Annotated in this window: 22 protein-coding genes, 1 tRNA gene and 3 riboswitches; of the genes, 13 read left to right on the forward strand and 10 right to left on the reverse strand. The window is 62.7% G+C overall.

Annotated features, from left to right (window positions below):
- Positions 1–22: 22 nt before the first annotated feature.
- The 5 genes from RCJ92_RS03325 (at position 23) to RCJ92_RS03345 (ending at position 6,206) form a co-directional block, all read left to right on the forward strand.
- On the forward strand, positions 23–610 hold the full coding sequence (locus tag RCJ92_RS03325; RefSeq protein WP_138925656.1) for a DinB family protein: 588 nt from the start codon (positions 23–25) through the stop codon (positions 608–610).
- Positions 611–623: 13 nt separating this feature from the next.
- Positions 624–738, forward strand: a riboswitch (SAM riboswitch).
- Between the two features lie 19 nt (positions 739–757).
- The gene (locus RCJ92_RS03330; protein ID WP_138174804.1) at positions 758–1,081 is read left to right on the forward strand and encodes a hypothetical protein; all 324 of its coding nucleotides are present in this window, start codon (positions 758–760) and stop codon (positions 1,079–1,081) included.
- 34 nt (positions 1,082–1,115) lie between these two features.
- Positions 1,116–2,219, forward strand: a complete 1,104-nt coding sequence (locus RCJ92_RS03335; RefSeq protein WP_138174806.1) for a VIT1/CCC1 transporter family protein — start codon at positions 1,116–1,118, stop codon at positions 2,217–2,219.
- Positions 2,220–2,346: 127 nt separating this feature from the next.
- Positions 2,347–5,718, forward strand: coding sequence for an SNF2-related protein (locus RCJ92_RS03340; RefSeq protein ID WP_446753770.1), 3,372 nt, complete (start codon positions 2,347–2,349; stop codon positions 5,716–5,718).
- A 203-nt stretch (positions 5,719–5,921) separates the two neighbouring features.
- Entirely contained in the window at positions 5,922–6,206 is a 285-nt protein-coding gene (locus RCJ92_RS03345; protein ID WP_138174810.1) for a hypothetical protein, read from the forward strand.
- Between the two features lie 223 nt (positions 6,207–6,429).
- Here the strand turns inward: RCJ92_RS03345 and sucD are convergent, their stop codons facing one another.
- The 3 genes from sucD to pcrA all read right to left on the reverse strand — a co-directional run bounded on the left by sucD (position 6,430) and on the right by pcrA (position 11,125).
- Complete coding sequence (gene sucD / locus RCJ92_RS03350; RefSeq protein WP_138925653.1) at positions 6,430–7,332, reverse strand: succinate--CoA ligase subunit alpha; 903 nt, start codon at positions 7,330–7,332, stop codon at positions 6,430–6,432.
- A 16-nt stretch (positions 7,333–7,348) separates the two neighbouring features.
- A complete protein-coding gene (sucC, locus tag RCJ92_RS03355) occupies positions 7,349–8,515 on the reverse strand; it encodes an ADP-forming succinate--CoA ligase subunit beta (RefSeq protein WP_138174814.1) in 1,167 nt (388 codons plus the stop codon).
- 228 nt (positions 8,516–8,743) lie between these two features.
- Positions 8,744–11,125: a DNA helicase PcrA gene (pcrA, locus tag RCJ92_RS03360; protein ID WP_446753771.1), complete on the reverse strand. Its 2,382-nt coding sequence runs from the start codon at positions 11,123–11,125 to the stop codon at positions 8,744–8,746.
- A gap of 62 nt (positions 11,126–11,187) precedes the next feature.
- On the opposite strand from pcrA, the gene RCJ92_RS03365 reads away from it, so the two are divergent.
- Together RCJ92_RS03365 and RCJ92_RS03370 are read left to right on the forward strand one after the other, a co-directional pair.
- Complete coding sequence (locus RCJ92_RS03365; RefSeq protein ID WP_446753772.1) at positions 11,188–11,829, forward strand: hypothetical protein; 642 nt, start codon at positions 11,188–11,190, stop codon at positions 11,827–11,829.
- An 89-nt stretch (positions 11,830–11,918) separates the two neighbouring features.
- A tRNA-Arg gene (locus tag RCJ92_RS03370) sits at positions 11,919–11,992 on the forward strand.
- A 109-nt stretch (positions 11,993–12,101) separates the two neighbouring features.
- On the opposite strand, the gene RCJ92_RS03375 is transcribed toward RCJ92_RS03370, so the two are convergent.
- Entirely contained in the window at positions 12,102–13,304 is a 1,203-nt protein-coding gene (locus tag RCJ92_RS03375; RefSeq protein WP_246049702.1) for an ROK family transcriptional regulator, read from the reverse strand.
- 213 nt (positions 13,305–13,517) lie between these two features.
- Here RCJ92_RS03375 and RCJ92_RS03380 point away from each other — a divergent pair, with 213 nt between their 5' ends.
- A complete protein-coding gene (locus tag RCJ92_RS03380; protein ID WP_446753773.1) occupies positions 13,518–13,934 on the forward strand; it encodes an NUDIX hydrolase in 417 nt (138 codons plus the stop codon).
- Positions 13,935–14,007: 73 nt separating this feature from the next.
- Here RCJ92_RS03380 and RCJ92_RS03385 read toward each other — a convergent pair whose 3' ends face one another.
- The 4 genes from RCJ92_RS03385 to RCJ92_RS03400 form a co-directional block, all read right to left on the reverse strand.
- Complete coding sequence (locus RCJ92_RS03385) at positions 14,008–14,502, reverse strand: HNH endonuclease (protein WP_138174824.1); 495 nt, start codon at positions 14,500–14,502, stop codon at positions 14,008–14,010.
- A 333-nt stretch (positions 14,503–14,835) separates the two neighbouring features.
- Complete coding sequence (locus RCJ92_RS03390) at positions 14,836–15,738, reverse strand: C40 family peptidase (protein WP_246049700.1); 903 nt, start codon at positions 15,736–15,738, stop codon at positions 14,836–14,838.
- Between the two features lie 4 nt (positions 15,739–15,742).
- A riboswitch (cyclic di-AMP (ydaO/yuaA leader) is annotated at positions 15,743–15,909 on the reverse strand.
- Positions 15,910–16,037: 128 nt separating this feature from the next.
- Complete coding sequence (locus RCJ92_RS03395) at positions 16,038–17,039, reverse strand: M23 family metallopeptidase (protein WP_249354307.1); 1,002 nt, start codon at positions 17,037–17,039, stop codon at positions 16,038–16,040.
- 7 nt (positions 17,040–17,046) lie between these two features.
- Positions 17,047–17,203: riboswitch (cyclic di-AMP (ydaO/yuaA leader) on the reverse strand.
- A gap of 106 nt (positions 17,204–17,309) precedes the next feature.
- Entirely contained in the window at positions 17,310–18,008 is a 699-nt protein-coding gene (locus RCJ92_RS03400) for a metal-dependent transcriptional regulator (RefSeq protein ID WP_138174830.1), read from the reverse strand.
- 256 nt (positions 18,009–18,264) lie between these two features.
- Between RCJ92_RS03400 and serC the strand changes: the two genes are divergently transcribed.
- A complete protein-coding gene (gene serC / locus RCJ92_RS03405) occupies positions 18,265–19,386 on the forward strand; it encodes a phosphoserine transaminase (RefSeq protein ID WP_446753774.1) in 1,122 nt (373 codons plus the stop codon).
- A gap of 122 nt (positions 19,387–19,508) precedes the next feature.
- On the opposite strand, the gene RCJ92_RS03410 is transcribed toward serC, so the two are convergent.
- Both RCJ92_RS03410 and RCJ92_RS03415 read right to left on the reverse strand, forming a co-directional pair.
- Positions 19,509–20,126 (reverse strand): DUF3027 domain-containing protein, encoded by a 618-nt coding sequence (locus RCJ92_RS03410; RefSeq protein WP_446753775.1) that lies wholly within the window; start codon positions 20,124–20,126, stop codon positions 19,509–19,511.
- Between the two features lie 3 nt (positions 20,127–20,129).
- Entirely contained in the window at positions 20,130–20,513 is a 384-nt protein-coding gene (locus RCJ92_RS03415; protein WP_054820557.1) for a cold-shock protein, read from the reverse strand.
- A 167-nt stretch (positions 20,514–20,680) separates the two neighbouring features.
- Here RCJ92_RS03415 and RCJ92_RS03420 point away from each other — a divergent pair, with 167 nt between their 5' ends.
- From RCJ92_RS03420 to RCJ92_RS03435, 4 genes are all read left to right on the forward strand, one after another.
- Positions 20,681–20,968 (forward strand): hypothetical protein, encoded by a 288-nt coding sequence (locus RCJ92_RS03420; RefSeq protein WP_421014863.1) that lies wholly within the window; start codon positions 20,681–20,683, stop codon positions 20,966–20,968.
- A gap of 71 nt (positions 20,969–21,039) precedes the next feature.
- Entirely contained in the window at positions 21,040–21,747 is a 708-nt protein-coding gene (locus RCJ92_RS03425; protein ID WP_138174838.1) for a response regulator transcription factor, read from the forward strand.
- Between the two features lie 38 nt (positions 21,748–21,785).
- On the forward strand, positions 21,786–23,312 hold the full coding sequence (locus RCJ92_RS03430) for a sensor histidine kinase (RefSeq protein WP_138925644.1): 1,527 nt from the start codon (positions 21,786–21,788) through the stop codon (positions 23,310–23,312).
- Between the two features lie 146 nt (positions 23,313–23,458).
- Positions 23,459–23,749 carry a WXG100 family type VII secretion target gene (locus RCJ92_RS03435; RefSeq protein ID WP_138174842.1) on the forward strand — a complete coding sequence of 97 codons (291 nt, stop codon included), beginning with the start codon at positions 23,459–23,461 and terminating at the stop codon, positions 23,747–23,749.
- Positions 23,750–23,772: the final 23 nt, after the last annotated feature.

Raw genomic sequence — 23,772 nt, forward strand, 5'->3', positions numbered from 1 at the left:
CTGCTGCACTAGACTGCAGCCCATGGACAGCGAAGTCACCGCGCGCAAGCAGCGTTTGCGCCGCTACCTGGATCATGCCCGGCAGGCGGCGCTGTGGAAGGCCGAGAATCTGGACGAAGCCCAGCTGCGTCGGCCCATGGTGCCCAGCGGCACCAACGTCCTGGGGGTCATCAACCACCTGGCGGTCATGGAATTCGGCTACTTCAGCTATTGCCTCAAACGCCCGGTGGACAGTCCCCGGGCCGTGCAGGCCTTCACCTCCGAAGACCCGATGGCGGACTTCGTGGTGGAGGCGGACACCGGCGCGGCCGACGTGCTGCAGTTCTACCGCCAGGCGATCGACGCGGCCAACACCGCGTTCGAGGAACTGGAGCTGGACGCCCCGGCCTCGGTGCCCTGGTGGGGTGAGGACAGTGAAACCACCCTGGAGCACCTGATGCTGCACATGGTGGGGGAAACCTCCCGCCACGCCGGGCACCTGGATCTGGTGCGCGAACTGATTGACGGGCAGACGGGCCTGTCCGCGCAGAACGGGAACCTGCCGGAGTTCAGTGACGAGCAGTGGAAGGAACATTACGCACGGCTGAAGAAGATCGCCGACTCCGTGTAGCATCGAAGCGTAGCTTCACGAGATGCGGCGCCAAGCTCCGACTGGCCGCACACCAACCCCAGGTTCATGGGTGGTTCGGATGAGGAAGCGGTCCGCGGCACCAGCTTGTGCCCGGGCAAGAGCTAGCCTGAAAGGCCGGTGCCTGCGATGCACGCCGTTCCCGTCCTGCCGCTGATCGACCTGCACAGCGGAGAAGTGCAATTTACCCTCCATGGCGCCTGGCAGGTGCTGCACACCAGTGAGCCGCAACGGCTGCTGCGGCTGCTCACGCGCGCGGCCGGCCCGGCCCGGTTCGATCCGGCCCACGGGCGGCTGCTGGTGTTCCTGCCCCGGCGCGGCACCAGCGGCGGGCGTCCGGTGGCTTTTAGTCTTGCCAAATTCCCCGCCCATCCCTCGGTCACTACACTGGATGCCGATGACGGACGCGCCGCGGAGCACCGCGGGGTCCGTCCCCTGCCACAGCTGCTGTAGGCAGGAGGCCTGACTGAGGAGATTCACTGCCGTGATGACCGTCAATCCCCCTTCTTCCCCCACCCCGGCGCAGGTTCGGCGCTGGCGCAAGTACCTGGCCGATGAGATCGCCGAGGGTGCGATCTACCGAGAACTGGCTTCGCGGCGTACCGGGCAGGAACGCCAGGTGCTGCTCGGACTGGCCGAAGCCGAGGCCCGCCATGAGGCGCACTGGCGCGAACTGCTCGGCGACCAGGCCCGACCCAGCCGCCCCTCGCTGCGCCGCACCGTGCTGCGTTTCCTGGCCCGGCACTTCGGGTCGGTGTTCGTGCTGGCCCTGGCCCAGCGCGCGGAGGGAGATTCCCCCTACGCCAAGGACGCGGACGCCCCGGCTCACATGGCCGCCGACGAACTGGTGCACGAGGAAGTGGTGCGCGCCCTGGCCACCGCCGGGCGCACCCGGCTGGCCGGCAACTTCCGGGCCGCGGTGTTCGGCGCCAATGACGGGCTGGTCTCCAACTTCGCGTTGGTGCTGGGCATCGGTGCCACCGGGGTGGCTTCCTCCTTCGTCCTCTTCGCCGGCATCGCCGGCCTGCTGGCCGGCGCGCTGTCCATGGCGGCGGGCGAATATGTCTCGGTGCGTTCCCAGCGTGAACTGCTCACCGCTTCCCGGCCTACCCAGGTGACGCTCTCCGCGGCGCAGGACCTGGACCTGGACGCGAACGAACTGGTGCTGATCTACAAGGCGCGCGGCATGAGCGATGAGGACGCCGAGCATCGGGCCGCCGAACGCATGGGGCTGTTCACCTGCGACTGCAACCCCTCATTCTCACTGCAGCCGGAGCTGCGCGGTGAGGAGCTGGCCCGCGAGCACGAGGAACTGGGTTCGGCCCCGGGGGCGGCGGCTTCCTCGTTCCTGTTCTTCGCCTCCGGCGCGGTCGTGCCGATCCTCCCGTTCATCTTCGGAATGTCCGGGCTGCCCTCCATCATCCTGGCCGCCGTCCTGGTGGGAGCGGCCCTGATGTTTACCGGCGGCGTGGTGGGTCTGCTTTCCGGGGCCTCGCCCCTGAAGCGCGGGTTGCGCCAGCTGGCCATCGGCTGGGGCGCCGCCGCGGTGACCTACTGCCTGGGTCTGCTGTTCGGCGCCCCCGTCGCCTAGCCCATGCGGCCGGGTTGCGCCCGCCGGCCGGTGCGCACGCGGGCGGGGATCCGGCGGCGCGGAGGTGTTGTGCACATTCGATGACCCCAACTTTCCCTGCCAGCTCCGAACGTGAAACGATGAGAGGATGACCAACGCCGTACCCCCGCAGGTAGATGGCAGGACTTTGCTTGCCTACCTGGGAAACTTGCCATACTTCCTGGGCCAGCAGCTGGCTGGCACCCCGGGCGCCGTCAGTGGCGTGCATTTTGCTGCGGATAATGCGGAACTGCGTGGTGAGGTCAAGGACGAGGACGACACGTTCCAGCCGCGGGTGCAGCTGGAACGGGCCACCACGGGATGGCAGATCCGCCAGGCGCAGTGCACCTGCGAGGTGGAGGGGCCCTGCCGCCACGAGGCGGCCCTGGTGCTGGCGGCGAACAAACTGGCCACCGCCCGGCAGGCGCAGGAGCAGGTGCAGGAGCAGCCGGAGCGCGGCTGGCAACGCAGCATCGATGACTGGTTTGAACAGGCCGACCCGCTCAACCCCATCGGGGTGACCCGCTCGGCCGCGGACCCGGTCAACCCGATGGGGCTGCAGTTCCTGGTGTTGGACGTCAAGAACCAGGCCCAACAGCAGTGGCTGCCCTCGGGCACCACCCAATTCCTGAACCGCAACCAGCGTTTCCGCCTCGGGGTGCGGCCCATGGTGCGCGGCGCGGACGGCCGCTGGGTGCGCGGTCAGCTGCGCTGGACCACCATCGTGTACAAGACCTTCGGCTGGAACCTGCTGTACTCACAGCACCACTGGTTTACCCGCTTCGCCGCCCTGGCCCGCAGCAACACGCAGCTGCAGTTCAAGCAGGACGAGGACTGGCTGTTCTTGGACAACTATTCCTCACCCCTGCTCTGGCCGATGCTCAACGAGGCGCAGCACCTGGGCATCGAACTGATGGGCACCCGCAACGACACCGAGGTGCAGGTCGGCGCACGCGCGGAATTTGAGCTGCAGGCCGCCCGTGAGGACGATGCCCTGCTGCTTAGCGGCACCCTGACCCTGGACGGGCAGGAGCATGAGTTGGACCCGGACAGTCCCGCCGGAACCATCGGGGACCACGGCTTTTACCTGCAGCCGCAGGACAGCCGGAGGATTTGGCTGGCACCCAGCGCCCAGCCCATCGCCGCCCAACACCGGCGCTGGTTCATGAACCGCACCCCGTTGCGGATCCCGGCCGCGGAGCAGGAGCAGTTCTTCACCCGGGCCTACCCGCGCCTGGCCCGCCGCTTCCCGCTGCGCAGCGCCTCCCCCGACCTGGTGCTGCCCGAACTCGAGCCGCCCTACCTGGCGGTGGACATCCACTACACCAAGACCCGGCCGGAACAGGACAAGAGCGGGCAGGGTGCCCCGGCGCGGCCCGCCGAGGACCTGGCCGAGGTCAACTTCGCCATCCGCTACCCGGGAATCCCCGATGACCAGGTCGTCCCCGACCAGGCGCAGGAGGAGCTGCTGCGCGCGCTGCTAAACCGGGTGCTGCTTGAAAGCACCGGGCGGGAGAACGATGCCCTGGATCCGCGCATCTACCAGGGCGACGGGCTGATTGACTTCGTCTCCTACACGGTTCCGGCGTTGCGCGCAGAACAGCGGGTGCGGCTGAACGAAACCGGCGTCCGCCCGGTCTACCGCAAGCTGTCGGAGCTGCCCGAACTGAAGATCAATGCCGTGGACTCTGAGAAGAACGACTGGCTGGACCTGGGGCTGTTGATCACGGTCGGCTCCCATGAGGTCCCGTTCTCCACGATCGTGGAGGCCCTGAGCAACGGGGCGATGAAGGTCAAGTTGCCGGACAACAGCTGGTTCTCCCTGGACCACCCGATCTTCGCCAAGCTCAAGGCCCTGGTCGACGAGGCCCAGATGCTCAACGACAAGCCCAAGGACGCGGATCTGAAGGTTTCGGTCTTCCAGGTTTCCCTGTTCGAGGAGCTGAACGACCTGGCCGACGGGATCGACGGCGCCGATGTGTTCGTCGCCCGGATGCGTTCGCTGCTGGACATTGCCGGGCAGGAGCCTCCAGCACTGCCCGAGGGCCTGCAGGCCGAGCTGCGCCCCTACCAGCTGGAGGGGTTCGGCTGGCTCTCACGGCTCTACCGCGGCGGATTCGGCGGGATCCTGGCCGATGACATGGGCCTGGGCAAAACCCTGCAGGCGATCACGCTGATGCTCCACGCCCGGCAGCTGTGGGAGCACCCGCACTCACGCCAGCAGCTGCCAGCAGCCCAGCGCACCCCGGCTCCCTTCCTGGTCGTGGCCCCCAGCTCGGTGGTCTCCAACTGGGAGATGGAAATCCGCCGCTTCGCGCCTTCGCTGCGGGTCACCAGCATCGAGGGCAAGCTGCCCTCCGAGCGGCGGCTGGCCGAACTGGTCGCGGAGAATGACGTGCTGCTGACCACCTACACGTTGCTGCGCCTGAACGACGAAGCGTACGCCGCTCCCCGGTTTGCGGGCCTGATCCTGGATGAGGCGCAGTTCGTGAAGAACCGCAACACCAAGGCGCACCGCGCTGCGGCCGAAATCCGCGCCCCATTCAAGCTGGCAGTGACCGGCACGCCGATGGAGAACAACCTGGGGGAACTCGGCGCCCTGCTGGCGCTGGTGGCTCCCTCGCTCTTCCGCAGCACCAGTACGTTCAACCGGCAATTCGCCCGGCCCATTGAGACGCTGGGCGACAAGGACCGTCTGGCACTGCTGCACCGGAGGATCAAGCCGTTCATGCTGCGGCGCACCAAGGAGTCGGTGGTGCTTGACCTGCCGGCCAAGCAGGAGCAGCAGGTGCTGGTGCGGCTGAACGACGAGCACCAGCATGTGTATGAGACGCACCTGAACCGGGAACGGCAGAAGATTCTGAATCTGGTGCAGGATATGGACCGCAACCGGTTCACGATCTTCCAGTCGCTGACCCACCTGCGGATGCTCGCCTTGGATCCGGCGCTGGTCGACCCGCAGCTGGCAGACATCTCCTCCTCCAAGCTCGATGCCCTGTTCGAGAACCTGGAGGACGTAATCAGCGAGGGACACCGTGCGTTGGTGTTCTCCCAGTTCACCTCGTTTTTGAAGGTCTTTGCCCAGCGGCTGACCGAACGGGGCATCGCCTTTGAGTACCTGGACGGCTCCACTCGACACCGCTCGCAGGTCATTGAGGATTTCAAGGCCGGCACCGCCCCGCTGTTCCTAATCTCCCTCAAGGCCGGCGGGTTCGGGTTGAATCTGACCGAGGCCGACTACTGCTTCCTACTGGATCCCTGGTGGAACCCGGCCGTTGAGGCCCAGGCGATTGACCGGATCCACCGCATTGGGCAGCAGAACCGGGTGATGGTCTACCGGCTGATTTCCCAGGGCACCATCGAGGAGAAGGTGGTGGCGCTGCAGGAAAACAAGCGGCAGCTGATCTCCACGGTCATGGACGGGGCCGACGGGTTCGCCAAGTCGCTCACCGCGCAGGACATCCGCGACCTGCTGGAATAGCAGCCTGCCCGCTCGGTCCACCGTTTGGCATAACAGTGTGATAAACATTGTCATCAAATCAGCTTATTGTCAGTCCGAACCGCTATATTCGATATGCGTGCACGGTGCCAAACGTCCCCCACACAGGCGAGCACCAGTCCACGCGCCCATTTGCCAACAATGACGTTCGGCAAAACAACGAAGAACCGAAGGCGGTCATATCCGTGTCCCTGATTAAATCGGAGACGCTAGGTGCCCCGAGCGACGACTGGTTAGCTGCCAGGGTCAGCACCGAGCACAACAGTGTGGTCATTGAAACTGAGCAGGAACAGCTCGTCCTGGAAAACGTTCACCTGCTGGAGAAGCTGCGCCGGGTCGTCGCCGCTTCGCTCACCGAAATCTTTTACAACCCGAAGCACCGGATGCTGCTGATTCCTGGGGCCTTCGTGGTGGTCGGCTCCTCCTTCCTCCGGGTGGACACCGACGCGGCTGGCGGGCTGCGCGACTAGGCGCCTCCCACCGGGGACGGTGACCGTCCTGGTACGGCCGCAGGGGGGCCGCAGGGGCAGCGCCGGGGCCTTCCCGCATCCGCTTCTTGGAGGGATTGTCGCGTCCTGCAGCGGGCGCCCATCACACCGCGCCTGTTGAAGACAACAAAAACCCCACTGCCTTGAACCCAATTGGTTTCAAGGCAGTGGGGTTTTCAGGCCCGCGGTGCGGGTGCCAGGCAGCTTACAGCGCCTCGTACACCTCGCGCAGCAGACGAGCGGTCTCGCTCGGGGTCTTGCCGACCTTCACACCAGCGGCCTCCAGGGCCTCCTTCTTGGCCTGGGCGGTGCCGGCCGAGCCGGAGACGATGGCGCCAGCGTGGCCCATGGTCTTGCCTTCCGGAGCGGTGAAGCCAGCCACGTAGCCAACAACCGGCTTGGTGACGTTGGCCTTGATGAACTCGGCAGCACGTTCCTCGGCGTCGCCGCCGATTTCGCCGATCATCACGATGGCCTTGGTCTCCGGGTCAGCTTCGAAGGCCTCCAGGGCGTCGATGTGGGTGGTGCCGATGACCGGGTCGCCGCCGATGCCGATGGCGGTGGAGAATCCCAAGTCACGCAGTTCGTACATCATCTGGTAGGTCAGGGTGCCGGACTTGGAGACCAAGCCGATCGGACCCGAGCCGGTGATGTTGTTCGGGGTGATGCCCACCAGGGCCTCACCCGGGGTGATGATGCCCGGGCAGTTGGGGCCGATGATGCGTGTGATCTGCTTGCCGTTCTCGTCGACCTTGGACTGGGCCAGCGCCCAGAACTCGGCCGAGTCCTGTACCGGCACGCCTTCGGTGATGACCACGACCAGGCCAACCTCGGCCTCAATGGCCTCGACGACCGCATCCTTGGTGAACTTCGGCGGCACGAAGACGATTGACACGTCAGCGCCGGTCTCGGCCTTGGCCTCGGCCACGGTTCCGTAGACCTTGATGTCCTTCTCGCCGTGGGTCACGGTGGTTCCGGCCTTGCGGGCGTTCACGCCGCCGACGATGTTGGTGCCGGCCTTAAGCATCAGGGCGGTGTGCTTGGTGCCTTCGCCGCCAGTGATGCCCTGGACGATGACCTTGGAGTCCTTGTTCAGGTAAATGCTCATTGTTCGCTAATCCCTCTTACTTGTTGGCCAGCTCGGCGGCCTTGTCGGCGCCCTCGTCCATGGTTGCTGCCAGGGTCACCAGTGGGTGGTTGGCTTCGGCCAGAATGGCGCGGCCTTCCTCCACCTTGTTGCCGTCCAGGCGAACCACCAGCGGCTTGTTGGCCGAGTCGCCCAGGGTGTTCAGTGCGCCCACGATGCCGTTGGCCACTGCGTCACAGGCGGTGATGCCACCAAAGACGTTCACGAAGACGCTCTTGACCTGCGGGTCGTTCAGGATGACGTCCAGGCCGTTGGCCATGACCTCTGCCGAGGCGCCACCACCAATGTCCAGGAAGTTGGCCGGCTTCACGTTGCCGTGGTTCTCGCCCGCGTAGGCGACGACGTCCAGGGTGGACATGACCAGGCCTGCACCGTTGCCGATGATGCCCACTTCGCCGTCCAGCTTGACGTAGTTCAGGCCGTTGGCCTTGGCCTTGGCCTCCAGCGGATCGGCTACGGCCTTGTCCTCCAGCTCTTCGTGCTGCGGGTGACGGACCTCGGAGGCGTTGTCATCCAGCGAAACCTTGCCGTCCAGGGCAACGATGTCCCCGGCGCCGGTCTTCACCAGCGGGTTGACCTCGACCAGGGTGGCATCCTCTTCCTTGAAGACAACCCACAGCTTCTGCAAGGTCTCGGCGACCTTGCCGCGCAGTTCCTCGGCGAAGCCGGCAGCCTCGACGATCTCGGCGGCCTTGGCTGCGTCAATACCAACCAGCGGGTCAACGGCGATGCGGGCCAGGGCTTCCGGGCGCTCTTCGGCCAGCTGCTCGATCTCCATGCCGCCTTCCACCGAGCACATGGCCAGGTAGTTGCGGTTGGCACGGTCCAGCAGCACCGAGAAGTAGTACTCTTCGGCGATGTCGGCACCCTGGGCGATCATGACCTTGTTCACGGTGTGGCCCTTGATGTCCATACCGAGGATGTTCTGTGCGTGCTCGAAGGCCTCATCGGCGGTCTTGGCGACCTTTACGCCACCGGCCTTGCCACGGCCGCCGACCTTGACCTGAGCCTTGACAACAACGACGCCGCCAATCTTCTCTGCGGCGGCCTTGGCTTCCTCGGGAGTGTAGGCGACGATGCCGGCAAGCACGGGAACGCCGTGTGCCTCGAAAAGATCGCGCGCCTGGTATTCATACAGGTCCACGGGTATGTGTCCTTCGTTCGAAGTTCAAGCTGACTCACGGCACGATGCAATGCACCGCACCCAATGGAGAGCGCAGAGCAACACGTCGGCGTGATTTCCGGCGCCTTGGCCCGTGCGCATCTCTCAGACTAGCGCGACTTTCCGATAGTTCACAGTTTTACCGGCCGTAGAGAAAACGGAGTCACGTGTTTTCGGTCCCAGCCGGTGGCCAACGGTCGTGAATGCGCCCTAGCCATCGACCAGTTCCAGGGGCGCATAACGCAGCAACAGACGTTTTTCGGAGTCTTGGAATTGCACCTTGGCCACGGTCTTATCCCCGGCCCCTTCCAGCGCCAACACCGTTCCCTGCCCAAAGCTGGCATGCTTGACCTGCTGGCCCACCTTGGGAATCACGATGTCTTTGTTCTGTTGGACACGTTGCTTGGACACCGGTGCCGCCACCCGATTGGCAGCGGGCGCCGAGGTGCCCGCGCCCCAGTGGCTGCCGCGCTCGTACCGGCTGGTGGCAAAGTTCAGTGACCCGGAGCCGCTGCCCCAGCTGCCCCCAAATCCGCCCACCGATCCCTCGCGCTTCCAGTCGATGAGGGAGGCTGGGATCTCCTCCAGGAACTGGCTGGCCGGGTTGTACTGCGACTGTCCCCAGAGGCTGCGCTGTTCCGAGCGCGTCAGGTAGAGCCGTTCCCGGGCTCGGGTTAGCCCCACATAGGCCAGTCGGCGTTCCTCGGCCAGTTCCTTTTCATCCGTCATTGAGCGCTGGTGCGGGAATACGCCGTGTTCCATGCCGGTGAGGAACACGACCGGGAACTCCAGCCCCTTAGCCGTGTGCAGGGTCATCAAGGTGACCATGCCTTCCCGCGCGGCCATGGCTGCACCCTCCGCGTCGCTGGGGGCTTCAGGAATCTGGTCGGCGTCGGCGACCAGGGCCACGCGTTCCAGGAAGCCTTCCAACCCGCCCTCGGGCTCTTCATTGACGTAATCGCGCACCACGGCAACCAGTTCGGCCAGGTTTTCGACGCGTGATTCATCCTGCGGGTCGTTGGAGGCGCGCAGCGTTTCCAGGTATCCGGTCTGTTCCAGTACCGCTTCCAGCGCCTCTGCCGGCCCGGATCCCTCGGCCACGGTCTGCAGGTCATCAATCATGGAGACGAATGCGGCAATCATCTTCTGCCCGCGCGTTCCGAGGCCCGGTGCCTGCTCGGCCTGGCGCAACGCCTGCATGAAAGTGATTCGCTCCCGCTCGGCCAGGGCCGCCACCGCGCCTTCGGCCCGATCGCCGATGCCACGTTTGGGTTCGTTCAGGATCCGCCGCACGTTTACGTCATCGTCCGGGTTGACCAGGATCCGCAGGTAGGCCAGCGCGTCCTTGATTTCCTTGCGGTCGTAGAAGCGCGTGCCGCCAACCACCCGGTATTTCAGGTCCACGCGCATCAGCTGCTCTTCCAGCGCACGGGACTGGGCGTTGGTGCGGTAGAAGATGGCCACATCTCCGGGACGCACCTGCTGCTCGTCGTTCAGCCGCAGGATTTCCTCCGCTATCCACCGGGCCTCGTCGGACTCGGACTCCCCTACATACCCGACAATCTGTTCACCGTCCCCGCTGGCGGTCCACAGCCGTTTGGCGTTGCGTTCCGGATTGCGCTTAATCACCTCGTTGGCCGCCGACAGGATGTTCTGGGTGGAACGGTAGTTCTGCTCCAGCTTGATCGTGGCTGCCTGGGGGTAGTCCTTTTCAAACTCCACGATGTTGCGGATGTCAGCGCCGCGGAAGGCATAGATCGACTGGTCCGAGTCGCCCACAACGGTCAGTTCCCCCGGTGGGGTCTGCCCCTGGGGGCCAGTCAGTTCGCGCACCAGCGCGTACTGGGCATGGTTGGTGTCCTGGTATTCATCGATCAACACGTGGCGGAACCGGCGCCGGTAGTTGTCCGCCACCGCCGGGAAGGCACGGAACATGTAGACGACCTGGGCGATCAGGTCATCAAAATCCAGCGCGTTTGCGGAGCGCAGTCGTTGAGCGTAACCGCGGTACACTTCAGCCACGGCACGGGAGAACGGATCATTGGTGTTGATTGACGAAGCGTAGTCCTCCTCGTCGATCAACTCGTTCTTCAGCGAGGAGATCTTGTGCGCGATGGCCTTGGGGGTGAATCGTTTGGGATCCAGTTCCAAGCCCTTGGCGATCATGGTGATCAGTCGCAGGCTGTCGGCAGAGTCGTAGATGGAGAAACTCGACTTTAGCCCAATGGTGGCAGCCTCGCGGCGAAGAATGCGCACGCACGAGGAGTGGAAGGTTGAAATCCACATTTTCTTTGACTGTTCTTCACCGATCAGGTCGGAGGCACGCTCGCGCATTTCCGCGGCGGCCTTGTTGGTGAAGGTAATGGCGAGGATCTCGTGAGCGCGGGCCCGGCCGGTGGCCAACAGGTAGGCAATTCGGTGGGTCAGCACACGGGTCTTGCCGGAACCGGCACCGGCGACAATCAGCAGCGGCCCGCCGTGATACTTCACCGCCTCGGCCTGCTGCGGATTCATTCCAACCAACAGTTCATCGGCATTCGGCAGGGGCTTTACTGCCGGTTCGGGAGTGAAGTCGTCAAAGAGAAAATCCATGGTGGTGCCAGTCTACGTCGCACCCGGGACACTTGCCGTGATGCACCCGGCATAATGGGGGTATGGCAAAAAAGGTCAGGAAATCCAAGGAATACCGCAAACCCTCACAGTTCGCGCAGCAGCCCGTAGCGCCGATGAATCCAGCCGCTCCGCGCAGTGAGGCCAAGGCGCAGTCCAATGCGATGATCCTGATTTCGGCAGGCTTGGTCACCTCGGTACTGCTGTTCTTCTACTACCACGTGTGGGCCTTGGGGCAGCTCGCCGACCTGTCCGGTGGTCAGCCCATGCCGGATCAGTACGTTTTCGGTTTTTCCGAAGAGCAGATTCAGACCCTGCGTTCGGTGATGAACGAGGATGCTGTGGCCCAGTTGAATTATGTGCACCGCAGCGTGGGCCTGTTCTTCCCACTGCTCTTTGGCTTCTTTAGCCTGCTGACCCTAGGCCAGTGGGTGCGCACGCGTTCTCGACGCTGGCTGGCGTGGGCGGCACCGATGCTGTTCGTGGTGGTCGATTTGTGGAGCAATCAGGCAATTGACGCACTGTTTGTCTCAGATCTTGACGGCGCGGCCGTCCAGCTTGCTTCAGTACTAACCATCCTGCGATGGGCTCTGCTCATGATCAGCGCGCTGACCATCGTGGTGGTGGGACTTCGACGCTTCATTCGCACCTTCCGCCAAAAGTACGCGGAGGCGACACAACGCTAAGCAACCATCAGTCTGCGTCCGGGTCCGAACAGGGGAATTCTGAGCGGGTAACCGGTTAAGATAGTGTTGTGCGTGCGTGTGAAACGCCTGCCTCTGTAGCTCAGTAGGATAGAGCGACCCTCTCCTAAAGGGTAGGCCGTCGGTTCGATTCCGGCCAGGGGCACACCTTAAGAAAGAAATCGCATTCGACCGTGGTCGAATGCGATTTCTTTTTGGTCACTGCGCCCCAGTACCGTGCAGGGCGAGGGCCGGCGCGCGGCGGACCGTTGGACTTAGCGCAGCAGCAGGGCGGTGGCCTTCGGCGATAGCGAAGCATCCATCACCGCGCAGGCTCCACCGATGGCACCGATCTTCGAGCCCAGTACCGAGGTGCGGGTTTCAATGTCATGCACCTGGCGCAGCGCAAAGCGGCGGCGGATGGCCTCGCTCATGCCTTCCTCGGCAAAGTCCTTGACCTGCTCCCACTGCGGTCCGCCGCAAACGATTTGGCGGATATCCAGCGAGTTGGCCAGCTGTCCAACCACTTCGCCAACCAGAATCATGGATTCCTTGATCAGGTCCTTGGCGATCTCATTGCCCTGCTGGGCGAGCTCAACCAGGTGATTCAAGCCCTCGGAACGCTGTTCCGGGCCCATATCGTCGCTGTAGGGCAGATCCAACCCGCGTTCCTTGGCCTTCTTGGCCACATACTCATATGAGGTGCCCGCTGCCAGGCAGTCATCGGCGCCGCATTCGTCGCAGAACATCGACTTGTGTCCGGTGGAGTAATGCCCGATTTCTCCGGCGTTGTTGCTGGAGCCTCGGTAGACATCTGAATCGAAGACAATGCCAGCGCCGAATCCGTGACCGCAGTACACGAAGACGAAGTCCTCGGTCTTCTCTTCCTTGGACTGCCACAGCTCACCCACCGCCGAGGCGATGGTGTCCTTCTCGATGATGACCTGCAGGCGCAGCATCTTGCGCAATGGTGCGACGATGTCCACATCGGCCCAGCCGTCCAGCAACGGCGGGTTGAGCACGACCCCATCCTCGACGTTCACCGGACCCGGAACGGCGATGCCAACACCGACGATGTGCTTCTTCGGGATGCGCACCTCGGCGATCAGTTCCTTGACCGTAGTCGCCATCAGTTCGATGGTCTCGCTAGCCACTTCCAGGTTGGGCACATCGATGCGACGTTCCCGGATGACCTCTCCGCGCAGGTTCATCATCACGAAGGTCAGGACGCTGGGGTCCAGGTGGATTCCGATGGCAACCATACGGTTGCCTTCCAGCTCCAGGACAGTGCGTGGTTTACCGGGACCGGATACGATGGTGCGATCCTCACGCACAATCCCGTCGTCCAGTAGTCGCCGCACCACGTTGGAAATAGTCTGTGGGGAGAGCCCCGTTGACCCGGCCAGTTCCACCCGGCTGATCCCATCTGGTGCCCGGCGGATTGATTCAAGAATGACTGCTTGGTTGAAGTCTCCCAAACGACCTAAGTTGGTGCCCCGTCGCATCTGCGCTCCATTGATCTATAAAGTTGATGGATCGATCCTTCAGATTCAAACCGCAATTCAAACATGCCGTTCACGTCTATAAAGTGCGAGTTCAGGACGATGCGGTTAGTTCAAATAAAACAGTTGAAGATCCATAAATGCACGTTACCATCTGTAGATCGTTTTCACACGCGATATCCTCGTTTAGTGAAGAACTTTTTGACCGTCGCAGCGGCTTGTCTGATGAATAGCGAGAATAAAGTGCTCCTGGTGAGAAAGCGGGGCACAAGTAAGTTCATGCAACCAGGCGGGAAACTCGAACCCGGCGAGAGCGCCCATGAGGCAGTGATGCGCGAAATTGAAGAAGAATTGGGAATTAGCTACGCTTTGTCAGATCTGGAACCGCTTGGCATCTGGGAGGGCTTGGCGGCCAATGAGCCTGACACCGGGCTGCGCGCACATCTATTTGCCGGGCGGCTCGAACATACCCCCAGGCCGCAGGCTGAGCTGGAGGAGATCATCTGGGTTGATCCCCACGAAGCCCTGCAGCGCAAGGACCTCGCTCCCCTATTGCGCGAGCACGTACTCCCCCAGGCTATCGAGCGACTTACCCAGGCGAGCTAGAATCCGCTGAGCGTGCTTCCCCTCGGCTGACGGGGTGAGAGCAAACCGGTGACGCAGAGACGAAGCTTCCTGCTCAAACGGCCTGCAGGTACTGCCCCCAGTCCTGCTCAACCCGTTCCAGACCACGGATGAACAACACGTTTGAGCGCGGGCATTTCGGGGTGTCCTTCAGCCTCCAGCCGAGCTGCGAGAGCGTCATATCGGCCTTGCGGCTATTGCAGGGGAAGCACGCGGCGACCAGATTCTCCCAGGTGTCCTTGCCGCCTTTGCACCGCGGAAGTACATGGTCCACAGTGGTAGCGGGACGTCCGCAATAGGCGCACTTGTAGGAATCGCGACGCAATACCCCGCGACGGGTGACATGATTCATTACTCGGTGCGGACGACGGATATAGCGGTTCAGGACAATGACCGACGGCCGCGGAAGGCTTGTGTGGGCACTGATTACCGGCCGGCTGTCGTCGGCTGAAAGAATCGTAGCCTTGTCGGCGAGCACCAACAGCAGTGCTCTGCGAAATGAAACCACGGCCAGCGGCTCATAACCTGCATTCAATACCAGCGTGCGCATCTATGTACTTTCCCCCGGAGCGCCGCGTGCTGCATCTACCACATGCCTCACGAAGCACTGTTGGACAGTCCTCACAAGCGCTAGCCTATGCGATAGATCACCATGAATTGCAACTATTTTGCCAGCCCAGCACATTCTTAATCCAATGAACGCACACTGTTCACCGCTGTCCCTAAGCCTTTCTGGGCTTTTCCAAAACGAACAGTTGCCTGAGGTGAGCGACATTGCGAAGCCGCTTGGCGGGGATCAAGTCGCGGGTAGAGATAGACGCATTGAACGGTTAGGCCGCGGTGACGCAACAGCGTCACCGCGGCCTAACCGTTTGCTAAGTTCCTAGCGAGCCAGGGTGTAGTACCCGTAAAGCGGGTTCTGGGTCACTGGGTGAATGTTGGTGTCGGTGGTGGGGTTCTGAGCACCGATCATCTTGCCGCCACCCAGGTAGATGCCGACGTGGCTGCCGCCGCGCTGGAACACCAGGTCGCCCGGCTTCGGGCTGCTGGTGCGCTTGAACTGACCGGAGCCAAGGATGGCCGAGGTGCCACGGGCAATGTTGATGCCGTGCTGTGCGTAGACGTACTTCACGAAGCCGGAGCAATCCCAACCGGACGGGGTGTTGCCGCCCCAGACGTACGGGGCGCCCACGTACTTGCTGGCCGTCGCGGCAATGCCGGACAGACCAGGAACGCTCTTGGTCGACTCCTTCTTAGGAGCCTTGGACTTGCTCGATTCCGGAGCCGAGGCGGCAGAACGCTGAGTCTGCGAACGGCTCTCGCGGGTCATCGGAGCGTTGTCGTTATTGGTCGACGCGCTGCTACGAGTGGTCGAGACGCTGTTCCGAGTGGTCGGAGCATTCTCGCGAGTGGTCGGCGCGTTGTCATTGCTCACCGGGGCGACCTCATTGGCCACGGCGACGACAACCGGCTCCGGCTTCGGCTCTGCGGTGAAGCTGGCGCGCTCGATTTCGAACTTGTCAGCCTTCTTGGCGGGAACCGAAACAGCCTTGACGGCGACGCGCTCCGGGTTGACGATGTCAACCGGTGCTGCCGAAACGTCGCGTGGTGCGGTGGCCTGGCCCGGTACACCCAGGGTAACGATCAGACCGGAAGCTGCGGCCACGACGGCGGCCTGGCGGCCGACCGAACCGGCGTTCGAGGACACTGCCTGCGAAATAGCTTCCAACGGGTTGGTGCGTGCCGGCACGGCGCGGTGGCGCCCCTGCGATTGACGCTTAGTCACAATTAAAGCCTCTCCTTGATACCTACGAGGTAAGCTGTCGGGTTCGAAGTGGAGTTACCTCGGTGGAGTCGAAGTTTCCTTCTCTTCACACTTCACCCCTAGGGTTTTTGGCCTAAGCCAACCACCCGGTGTTTGGGTCCCCCGCCACTGCCGTACGAGTTGTTCATAACGTGTTATTGCGTGTTGGCAGTGTTCGGTTCTCACGCAATTTTGCCCGGGTTGTCCCGAGGCACGCTGTCGAGCCTACAGGATGTTTTTTCGATTGTCACATTTTGGTCACGAAATGGTGACGGAGATCGTTATAGCCAGCCAGCAGGGTTCTGGAACTTGCCGTCAACGATCACTTCATAGTGGACATGGCACCCAGTTGAGTTACCGGTGGTGCCGCTGAGCGCGATCACCTGTCCGCGCTCAACCTTCTGTCCGACCTCAACCTTTAGGGAAGAGTTGTGGCTGTAGCCGGTCTCCAGACCGTTTCCATGGGAGAGTGTCACGCGCTTACCCGAATGCCCCGCCCATCCCGAAACGGTAACGGTGCCCGAGGCTGTCGCCTTGACCGGGGTGCCACATGCCACACCGTAATCTAGGCCACTGTGGCTCATGAAGCCCGGACCAGTGGGGTTCTTGCGATGTCCAAAGGGAGAGGTGATTCGATTGGAATCCACCGGGCGATCCAGCAGCCCCGGGGTCGCGATCCGAGAGATGTCCCCGCCTGCGGCGGTCAGGACCTCGGAGAACTTCTCTTCCTTCTTGACCTCTTCCGAACGGTCGGAGGTCAATGCTGCGCGTTCGACTTCAAGCCCGCTGTTGCCCGGAGCCTGGACGTCCACCACGGCACTGGTAGCCGTACGCTGGGCCGAGGCTTCGGCCTTCTGCGGATCGGCGCCGTCGAGGTAGGGGGTCACTGCGGCCAGGGTCAGGCCCGAGACGGCAGCAACAGCCGCAACCTTGTGAGTGAAGCCGAGCCGGCTCTTCGGACGCTTGACCGAGCGCAGCTCTTCAATAAGGTCATCACTGGCCGGAACAGGCGCCTCGGCTGTTTTGGCAGCGGAGAGGGGAATAATGTTCTCGGCGAATTTGCTGGCCAGGTCGGCCTGCTGCGGTGAAACACCGTAGCGCTGAATGCTTTCAAAGCGGCGACCTGCATAGTCACGCTGTTCTGCCGGTGCTACGTCAGACGCAGCTGATCTGCGGGCCCGACGACCAGCCGGACGGCTCGCAACGTCGTTCAAGATTTCGAATGTTGGATCAAGCTCAACACCCTCGGCCCGACGGCGACCGCTTGGCTTGGATTCTGCCAATACTTTCCCTCTCACGTTGACACACCTGCGAAGTTAGCTGTCGGGTTCGGATCCTGAGAAATATCCGGTCGTTCACCCGTGGAAGGCACGACTTCACCCCAAGGCGTTGACAACGCCAAAGTCTGGGTCCCCCGCTACTGCCCTAGATTTGTTTCTCGCATAGCTCCGGTGAGGGCAATACTCGGTGTTCACTGCGGTGCCTGCGGGTGTCAGAAAGTAGGTGACACCAGCAGTACACACTACAGGTCAAACGCTAAAGTTACAATTTCGTTATCTTTGAGCCGTGCGAACAAAAACGTGGCTGCTGACTTCCACCGGAAGCTCCAGCGCGCCCTCGATGCCCTCGACGCGAACCACCACATAATCCTCGGCCCGTTCCAGCGTTACTACTGCTCCGGGCTTGATTCCGCCCTCATTCAGCTGGCCCAGCAGGATGGGGTCAGTCTGGATCGGCTCGGCCAGTCGTTCGATCGGCAGTGGACCGGCGTTGCCGTTTTCCAGCGCCTGGTCAAGGTTTTCTACCTCATAGGAGATCTCCGACACCTTCGGCCCTCCCAGCACTTCCAAACCCGGGATCGGATTGCCGTAGGGAGAAATGGTCGGCTTACCCAGCAGGTCGTACAGTCGCTGCTCCACACGGTCGCTCATGACGTGTTCCCAGCGGCAGGCCTCTTCGTGGACGTACTCCCAGTCCAGGCCAATCATGTCCGAGAGCAGCCGTTCGGCCAGACGGTGCTTGCGCATAACGCTGGTGGCCAGTTCGTGACCCTTTTCTGTCAGAGCCAGGTGACGGTCCGCGGAAACCACGACCAGCCCATCGCGCTCCATGCGGGCAACGGTCTGTGAGACGGTCGGACCCGAGTGGCCCAGACGTTCGGCAATCCGCGCACGCAGAGCGACAATCTCTTCTTCTTGAAGCTCAAGAATGGTACGCAGGTACATCTCAGTTGTATCGATTAGGTCAGACACGGTAGCCACTCCTGAAAGTAACAAATAAGTTTTGCCGGTAAAACGAGACGTCAGTTACCCACTCTACTGTGTGCAACAGACAACTAGTGCACTGACCCCTACGCGGCCTACGTAACCGACGACGCGAATTTTCCCTCTTCGCAGACCGGTTTGCGAAGATATTAGTGGAACGCGTTTGGCGAGCCTTAAATTCCCCTCATCCGGGCTTGGACGTCCTAAAACGCGCTTTCGAATCAATCGCTATAAGAGGAGCGCGATGAGCACCGGCATCACCATTCCCCAGTCCCTTCTTCCCGTCGACGGCCGCTTTGGCGCCGGCCCGTCCAAGGTTCGCCCCGAACAGGTTCAGGCCCTGGTGGATGCCGGCCCACGGCTGCTGGGAACTTCCCACCGCCAAGCTCCGGTCAAGAACCTGGTGGCCTCGGTTCAGTCAGGACTAAAGGAACTGTTCAAGGCCCCGGAAGGCTATGAAGTCCTGCTGGGCGTGGGCGGTTCCACCGCCTTCTGGGATGCGGCCGCGTTTGGGCTGGTGCGCGACAAGGCACAGCATCTGTCCTTCGGCGAGTTCAGCTCCAAGTTCGCCAAGGCGACCGACAAGGCCCCGTTCCTTTCCGCCTCGTCCATCATTAGCGCCGAGCCTGGTTCGCTGCCGCAGCCTTCGGCGGAGGCCGATGTTGATGTCTATGCCTGGGCGCATAACGAAACCTCGACCGGCGTGGCGGCACCCGTCAAGCGCGTTCCCGGCGCGAATGACGATGCCCTGGTCGTGGTCGACGCGACCAGCGCAGCCGGCGGTTTGGATGTGGATCTGAACGAGGTAGATGTCTACTACTTTGCGCCGCAGAAGAACTTCGCCTCGGACGGCGGGCTGTGGGTGGCCATGGTCTCCCCCGCAGCCATTGCCCGAATCGAGGAAATTGCTGCCTCGGACCGTTGGATCCCGGACTTCCTGAACTTGAAGACAGCGCTGGATAACTCGCTGAAGAACCAGACCTACAACACCCCGGCGTTGGCGACTCTGGTCATGTTCGATGACCAGATCAAGTGGCTGAACAGCAACGGTGGACTGCAGTGGGCTGCGGCTCGCACCGCCGAAAGCGCTGGCAAGGTCTACGCATGGGCCGAGGCCCGCAAAGAGACCAGCCCGTACGTCCAAGACCCGGGGCACCGTTCGAATGTCATCGCCACGATCGACTTCGACGATTCCATTGATGCTGCGGCAATCGCCAAGACCTTGCGCTCCAATGGCGTCGTGGATGTTGAACCGTACCGCAAGCTGGGTCGCAACCAGCTGCGCATCGCGACCTTTGTTGCCATCGAACCTTCCGACGTGCAGGCACTGCTGGACTGCATTGATTACGTGATTGACCAGCTCTAGGGTTCCGCTCTTTTCATAAGAGAAAAAGATGGAGGGGAAGCACAGTGTGCTTCCCCTCCATCTTTTTGTCTCCCGCACCTCACCCGGCCACGTGTCTGCGGTGGTTGGGGCCCTACCCTGGATTAGGACGAACGGCGCGACCGATTGCGCTGGGCAGCGCGGCGACGTGCCGCGGTCCGCTGTGCGGTACGTCGCCGGCGGACTGGGCGCCTGCCCCGTTCCTGTGCGGCTTCCGGTTCCTCAGTTGCGGGCTCGTCATCGGTGGAGACCTCCTCAGCGCCGGACACTTCCCCGGCCTCAGTCCCGTCCTGCCCCGTGTCGTTCTTTGCACGTTCCTCGTGTTCGGGATCCGGGGCAGCTTCACCGTCAGCAGCGTGAGCGCCTTCGGCTTCTTCGCGCGCCGCAGCCTCGGCGGCCTCCACTTCCTCCTGGGCCAGGCGATCGGCCCATGGCACCCATGCCGGGGCAAGCAGGGCTTCCTCACCGGGAATAATCCCGATTTCGCACACGGTCGCGTCCTTTGCCTTGGCCCGCGGGACCCGGGCCAGGGTCACGAACCAGTTCCACCCGCGATAGCCATCTCGATGGGCGATAAATCTATGGGTGACAAGTCGCTCACCTTCCACCACCACGCCCTGGTAGTCGCCCACTTCCGAGGCGGAGGCGATTTCAGTCAGGGCAGCGCGGGCGGTATCAACCGCGTCGGCGAGCACCGTGTCGAGCTTGGGTTTACGAGCCATGAGTTATGCGTCCAGATCGTCGGCCACCGCGCGCAGCACGGTGGCAACCTTCTTGCCGTATGCGTGTTCAGGATAGCGGCCCTTGCGCAGGGTATTGGAAACCTGGTCGAGCAACTTGATCAGGTCCTCGATCAGCACCGCCTGCTGTTCCGGCTTCTTGCGCTTGGCGCGGGCGACCGACGGGGCCTCATCCAGGATCCGCAGGCTCAGCGCCTGCGGCCCCCGCCGCCCGTCGGCGATACCAAATTCCAGCCGGGTGCCAGGGCGCAGGTCCATCACGCCTTCGGGCAGCGCCGACGCGTTAACGTAGATCTCCTTACCGTCATCGGCCGTGATGAAGCCAAAGCCCTTGGACTTCTCATACCACTTAACCTTGCCACTGGGCACGATCATTTACCTCGTTCTTTTTACTCAGCCACCGGGTCTCCAGCCATCCGGGCCTGGAGCCGTGTTTTCCCCTCGTGCCGCGCGGAGCATCTAACCGGACTGCCTATTGTTCTACCGGGTGCTCGATCGACGGGCGCGATTCAAGTCGAATTAAATAGATTATGTCATTGTCTGCCCCACCGGTTCATCTTTTGATGCCTGAACCCAGCCGAGACAAAGCGGTATCGTTGGTCTATGTGAGTACCCCTTCTGTTGCCATGACCTGGATAACCCGTTTCACCATTGCGCTGGCGGCGGTTTCGACACTTGCGCTGGTCGCGGTGCTGGTCCTGTATTTCCAGCACATCGCCGTCCCTCCACTGGTCATGGGCGTCGGATTGTACGGGCTTCCGGTGGCCTTCATCCTCGGCGCCGTGGTTATTGCGTATTCCATTCGGCAACGACGCAGGAGTTAACAGGCGCAGCACCCTTGCCCTTCCAGAGCTCGTTCAGCTAACTCCCAGAAACTGATTGCAGACTGGAACCCATGAGTGCAAAGACACCTGAAGCCAAACTGCTGGTCGTCGACGACGAACCGAACATCCGCGAGCTGCTTTCGACCTCCCTGCGTTTTGCCGGGTTTGAGGTCATCGCCGCCGCCAACGGCCGCGAAGCGCTGGCCGCCGTGGAAGCCGGCGAGCCGGATCTGGCGGTCCTGGACGTCATGCTGCCGGATATGGACGGTTTCACCATCACCCGCAAGCTGCGTGCCGCCGGACGCCATTTCCCGGTTCTGTTCCTCACCGCTCGGGATGACACCACCGACAAGGTCACCGGACTGACCGTGGGCGGCGATGACTATGTCACCAAGCCCTTCAGCCTGGACGAGGTCGTGGCCCGCATCCGTGCGGTCCTGCGTCGCACCCACACCGGCGAGGAAGAAAACGCGACCATCGCCGTCGCCGACCTGGAACTGGATGACGACGCCCACGAGGTGCGCCGCGCCGGGGAAATCATCGATCTGTCCCCCACCGAGTTCAAGCTGCTGCGTTACCTGATGATGAACCCGAACCGGGTGCTGTCCAAGTCGCAGATCCTGGACCATGTGTGGGAGTACGACTTCAACGGGGACGCCTCCATTGTGGAGTCCTACATCTCCTACCTGCGCCGCAAGGTCGACCGTCCCGAGTGGCCTGCACTGATCCAGACCAAGCGCGGTGTCGGTTACCTGATGCGCACCCCGGACCGCCGCTAATGACCCAGTTCGCAACGGCGGACTTGTAAGGTCATTACATGCAGGCTCTGAGACTCTCGTGGCGCCGTACCTCGTTGCGCACCAAACTGGTCATGCTGATGTGCGGCCTGATGATCCTCGGGGTCATCGCCACCGCCGTGGGCTCGGCCCAGTCGCTGCGCATCTCGCTGACCAAGCAGATAGATGACCAGTTGCTGGCGGCCGGGCCCACGCTTTCCTACGGACTGAACCAGGCCTACCGCTATGCCCTGGACGGGGACCGCAACCCGCAACAGCAAACCGGGGTGGATACCACCTTGCTGGGGCTGAACCGCGCGTACGCCGACATCCGGGATGATTCGGGCAAGATCGTGTACATCATGCCGCGCAGCCGGGTTACGCCCACGGGCATGGATTCGCCGTTGCTGGCGCCCGAGCAGACCGCGAAACTGGCCGAAACCCCATGGCATCCGGTCACCGTCCCGGGGATCTATCCGGCCAGCATCGGCTGGCGGGCCATGGTGGTTCCGATGCCCAGTTCCGATGCGAACCTCTTTATTGCATTGCCGTTGGACACGGTGCAGGACACGGTTTCCAAGAGCACGGTTCTGGTGCTGTCCACCGGGTTGTTGGCTACCCTGATCATGTCCATGATCGCCTACGGGGTCACCACACGCGCTTTCCTGCCGTTGGTGCGCGTTGAACGCACCGCGGCGATGATTGCCGATGGTGACTTGACCCAGCGTGTGCGCGATTACCCGCCGGAAACCGAGGTCGGGCGCCTATCGCGCTCCCTGAACGCGATGCTCGCCCAGATTGAGCGGGCATTCAAGGACAGGGAGCATTCCGAACGCAAGATGCGTCGCTTCATCCAGGATGCCTCGCATGAGCTGCGTACCCCGCTGGTGACCATCCAGGGCTACTCCGAGTTCTACCGTCACGGCGGATTGGCGGATCCCGAGGCTCTGGACTCGGCGATGGGCAGGATCGAGGCCGAATCAAAGCGGATGGCCCAACTGGTCGAAGACCTGTTGATGTTGGCCCGGCTCGATGAACAGCGCGCGCTGGAGATGGCACCCGTGGACCTGCTGGTGCTGGGGCAGGACGCGGTGGAAGACACCCGTGTGCGGGCCCCGGAGCGCGAGGTCAAACTGGTGGGTCTGCATTCCTCGGTACCGGCCCCGGCCAGCACGCGCGGGGATGAGGCCCGCATCCGCCAGGTCGTGGCAAATCTGCTGACCAACGCGTTGCGCTACACTCCGCAAGATTCGCCCCTGGAGATCGCGGTCGGCGTGAAGTCCCAGGTTGGTGACCAGATTGATGCGGTGATCCAGATCCGCGATCACGGCCCGGGCATTCCGGAAGAAGACGCGAAGAAGATCTTTGAACGCTTCTACCGCGCCGACAGTTCACGGCAACGTGAAACCGGCGGCTCGGGGCTGGGACTGGCGATCGTAGCGGCCATCGTGGCTCAGCACGGCGGCCACGTGCAGGTGGAGGACACCCCCGGCGGTGGGGCCACCCTCGCAGTACACTTGCCCTACATTCCGGTGGAGGAGCACTACGACGACGATGACGAGGACTAGGGACCGGGCCGGTGCATCACGCCCCGGCCCGGACCAGTTCCGTTTCATGCACCGTCTGATCCACAATCGGTCCACCACCCGCGGTTCAGGACCAGCACAGCCTTAACGTGGGGGCATCACCAACCCCTTGGAAAGGCAGGACCATCGTGAGCACGTTTTCCACCGACACCGGTGACATGCAAATCAAGTCCCAGGCCGTCATGGGAACCATCGACCGGTTGCGCAGTGAAGTGGCGGCCATGCAGATGAACCTTGACCAGTTGCAGGGCACGTGGCAGGGCGCCGCCGCCGCGTCGTTCCAGGCAATTGTCGCCGAATGGCGGGCCACCCATGTGCGCATCGAGGAGTCGCTCTCCTCCATCGCCACGGCCCTGCACCACGCCTCCACCCAATATGAGGAAGTGGAGAACATCAACGCGTCCATGTTTCGCTTCTGAGACGTGTGCCTGACCCCGTGGAC

This window comes from Glutamicibacter sp. BSL13, from assembly GCF_052928425.1.

Excerpts from the sequence above, each read along its gene's own strand:
- RCJ92_RS03325 (WP_138925656.1), top strand. The coding sequence starts at position 23 with ATGGACAGCGAAGTCACCGCGCGCAAGCAGCGTTTGCGCCGCTACCTG.
- RCJ92_RS03330 (WP_138174804.1), top strand. The coding sequence starts at position 758 with ATGCACGCCGTTCCCGTCCTGCCGCTGATCGACCTGCACAGCGGAGAA.
- RCJ92_RS03335 (WP_138174806.1), top strand. The coding sequence starts at position 1,116 with ATGACCGTCAATCCCCCTTCTTCCCCCACCCCGGCGCAGGTTCGGCGC.
- RCJ92_RS03340 (WP_446753770.1), top strand. The coding sequence starts at position 2,347 with ATGACCAACGCCGTACCCCCGCAGGTAGATGGCAGGACTTTGCTTGCC.
- sucD (WP_138925653.1), bottom strand. The coding sequence starts at position 7,332 with ATGAGCATTTACCTGAACAAGGACTCCAAGGTCATCGTCCAGGGCATC.
- pcrA (WP_446753771.1), bottom strand. The coding sequence starts at position 11,125 with ATGGATTTTCTCTTTGACGACTTCACTCCCGAACCGGCAGTAAAGCCC.
- RCJ92_RS03365 (WP_446753772.1), top strand. The coding sequence starts at position 11,188 with ATGGCAAAAAAGGTCAGGAAATCCAAGGAATACCGCAAACCCTCACAG.
- RCJ92_RS03385 (WP_138174824.1), bottom strand. The coding sequence starts at position 14,502 with ATGCGCACGCTGGTATTGAATGCAGGTTATGAGCCGCTGGCCGTGGTT.
- serC (WP_446753774.1), top strand. The coding sequence starts at position 18,265 with ATGAGCACCGGCATCACCATTCCCCAGTCCCTTCTTCCCGTCGACGGC.
- RCJ92_RS03410 (WP_446753775.1), bottom strand. The coding sequence starts at position 20,126 with ATGGCTCGTAAACCCAAGCTCGACACGGTGCTCGCCGACGCGGTTGAT.
- RCJ92_RS03425 (WP_138174838.1), top strand. The coding sequence starts at position 21,040 with ATGAGTGCAAAGACACCTGAAGCCAAACTGCTGGTCGTCGACGACGAA.
- RCJ92_RS03430 (WP_138925644.1), top strand. The coding sequence starts at position 21,786 with ATGCAGGCTCTGAGACTCTCGTGGCGCCGTACCTCGTTGCGCACCAAA.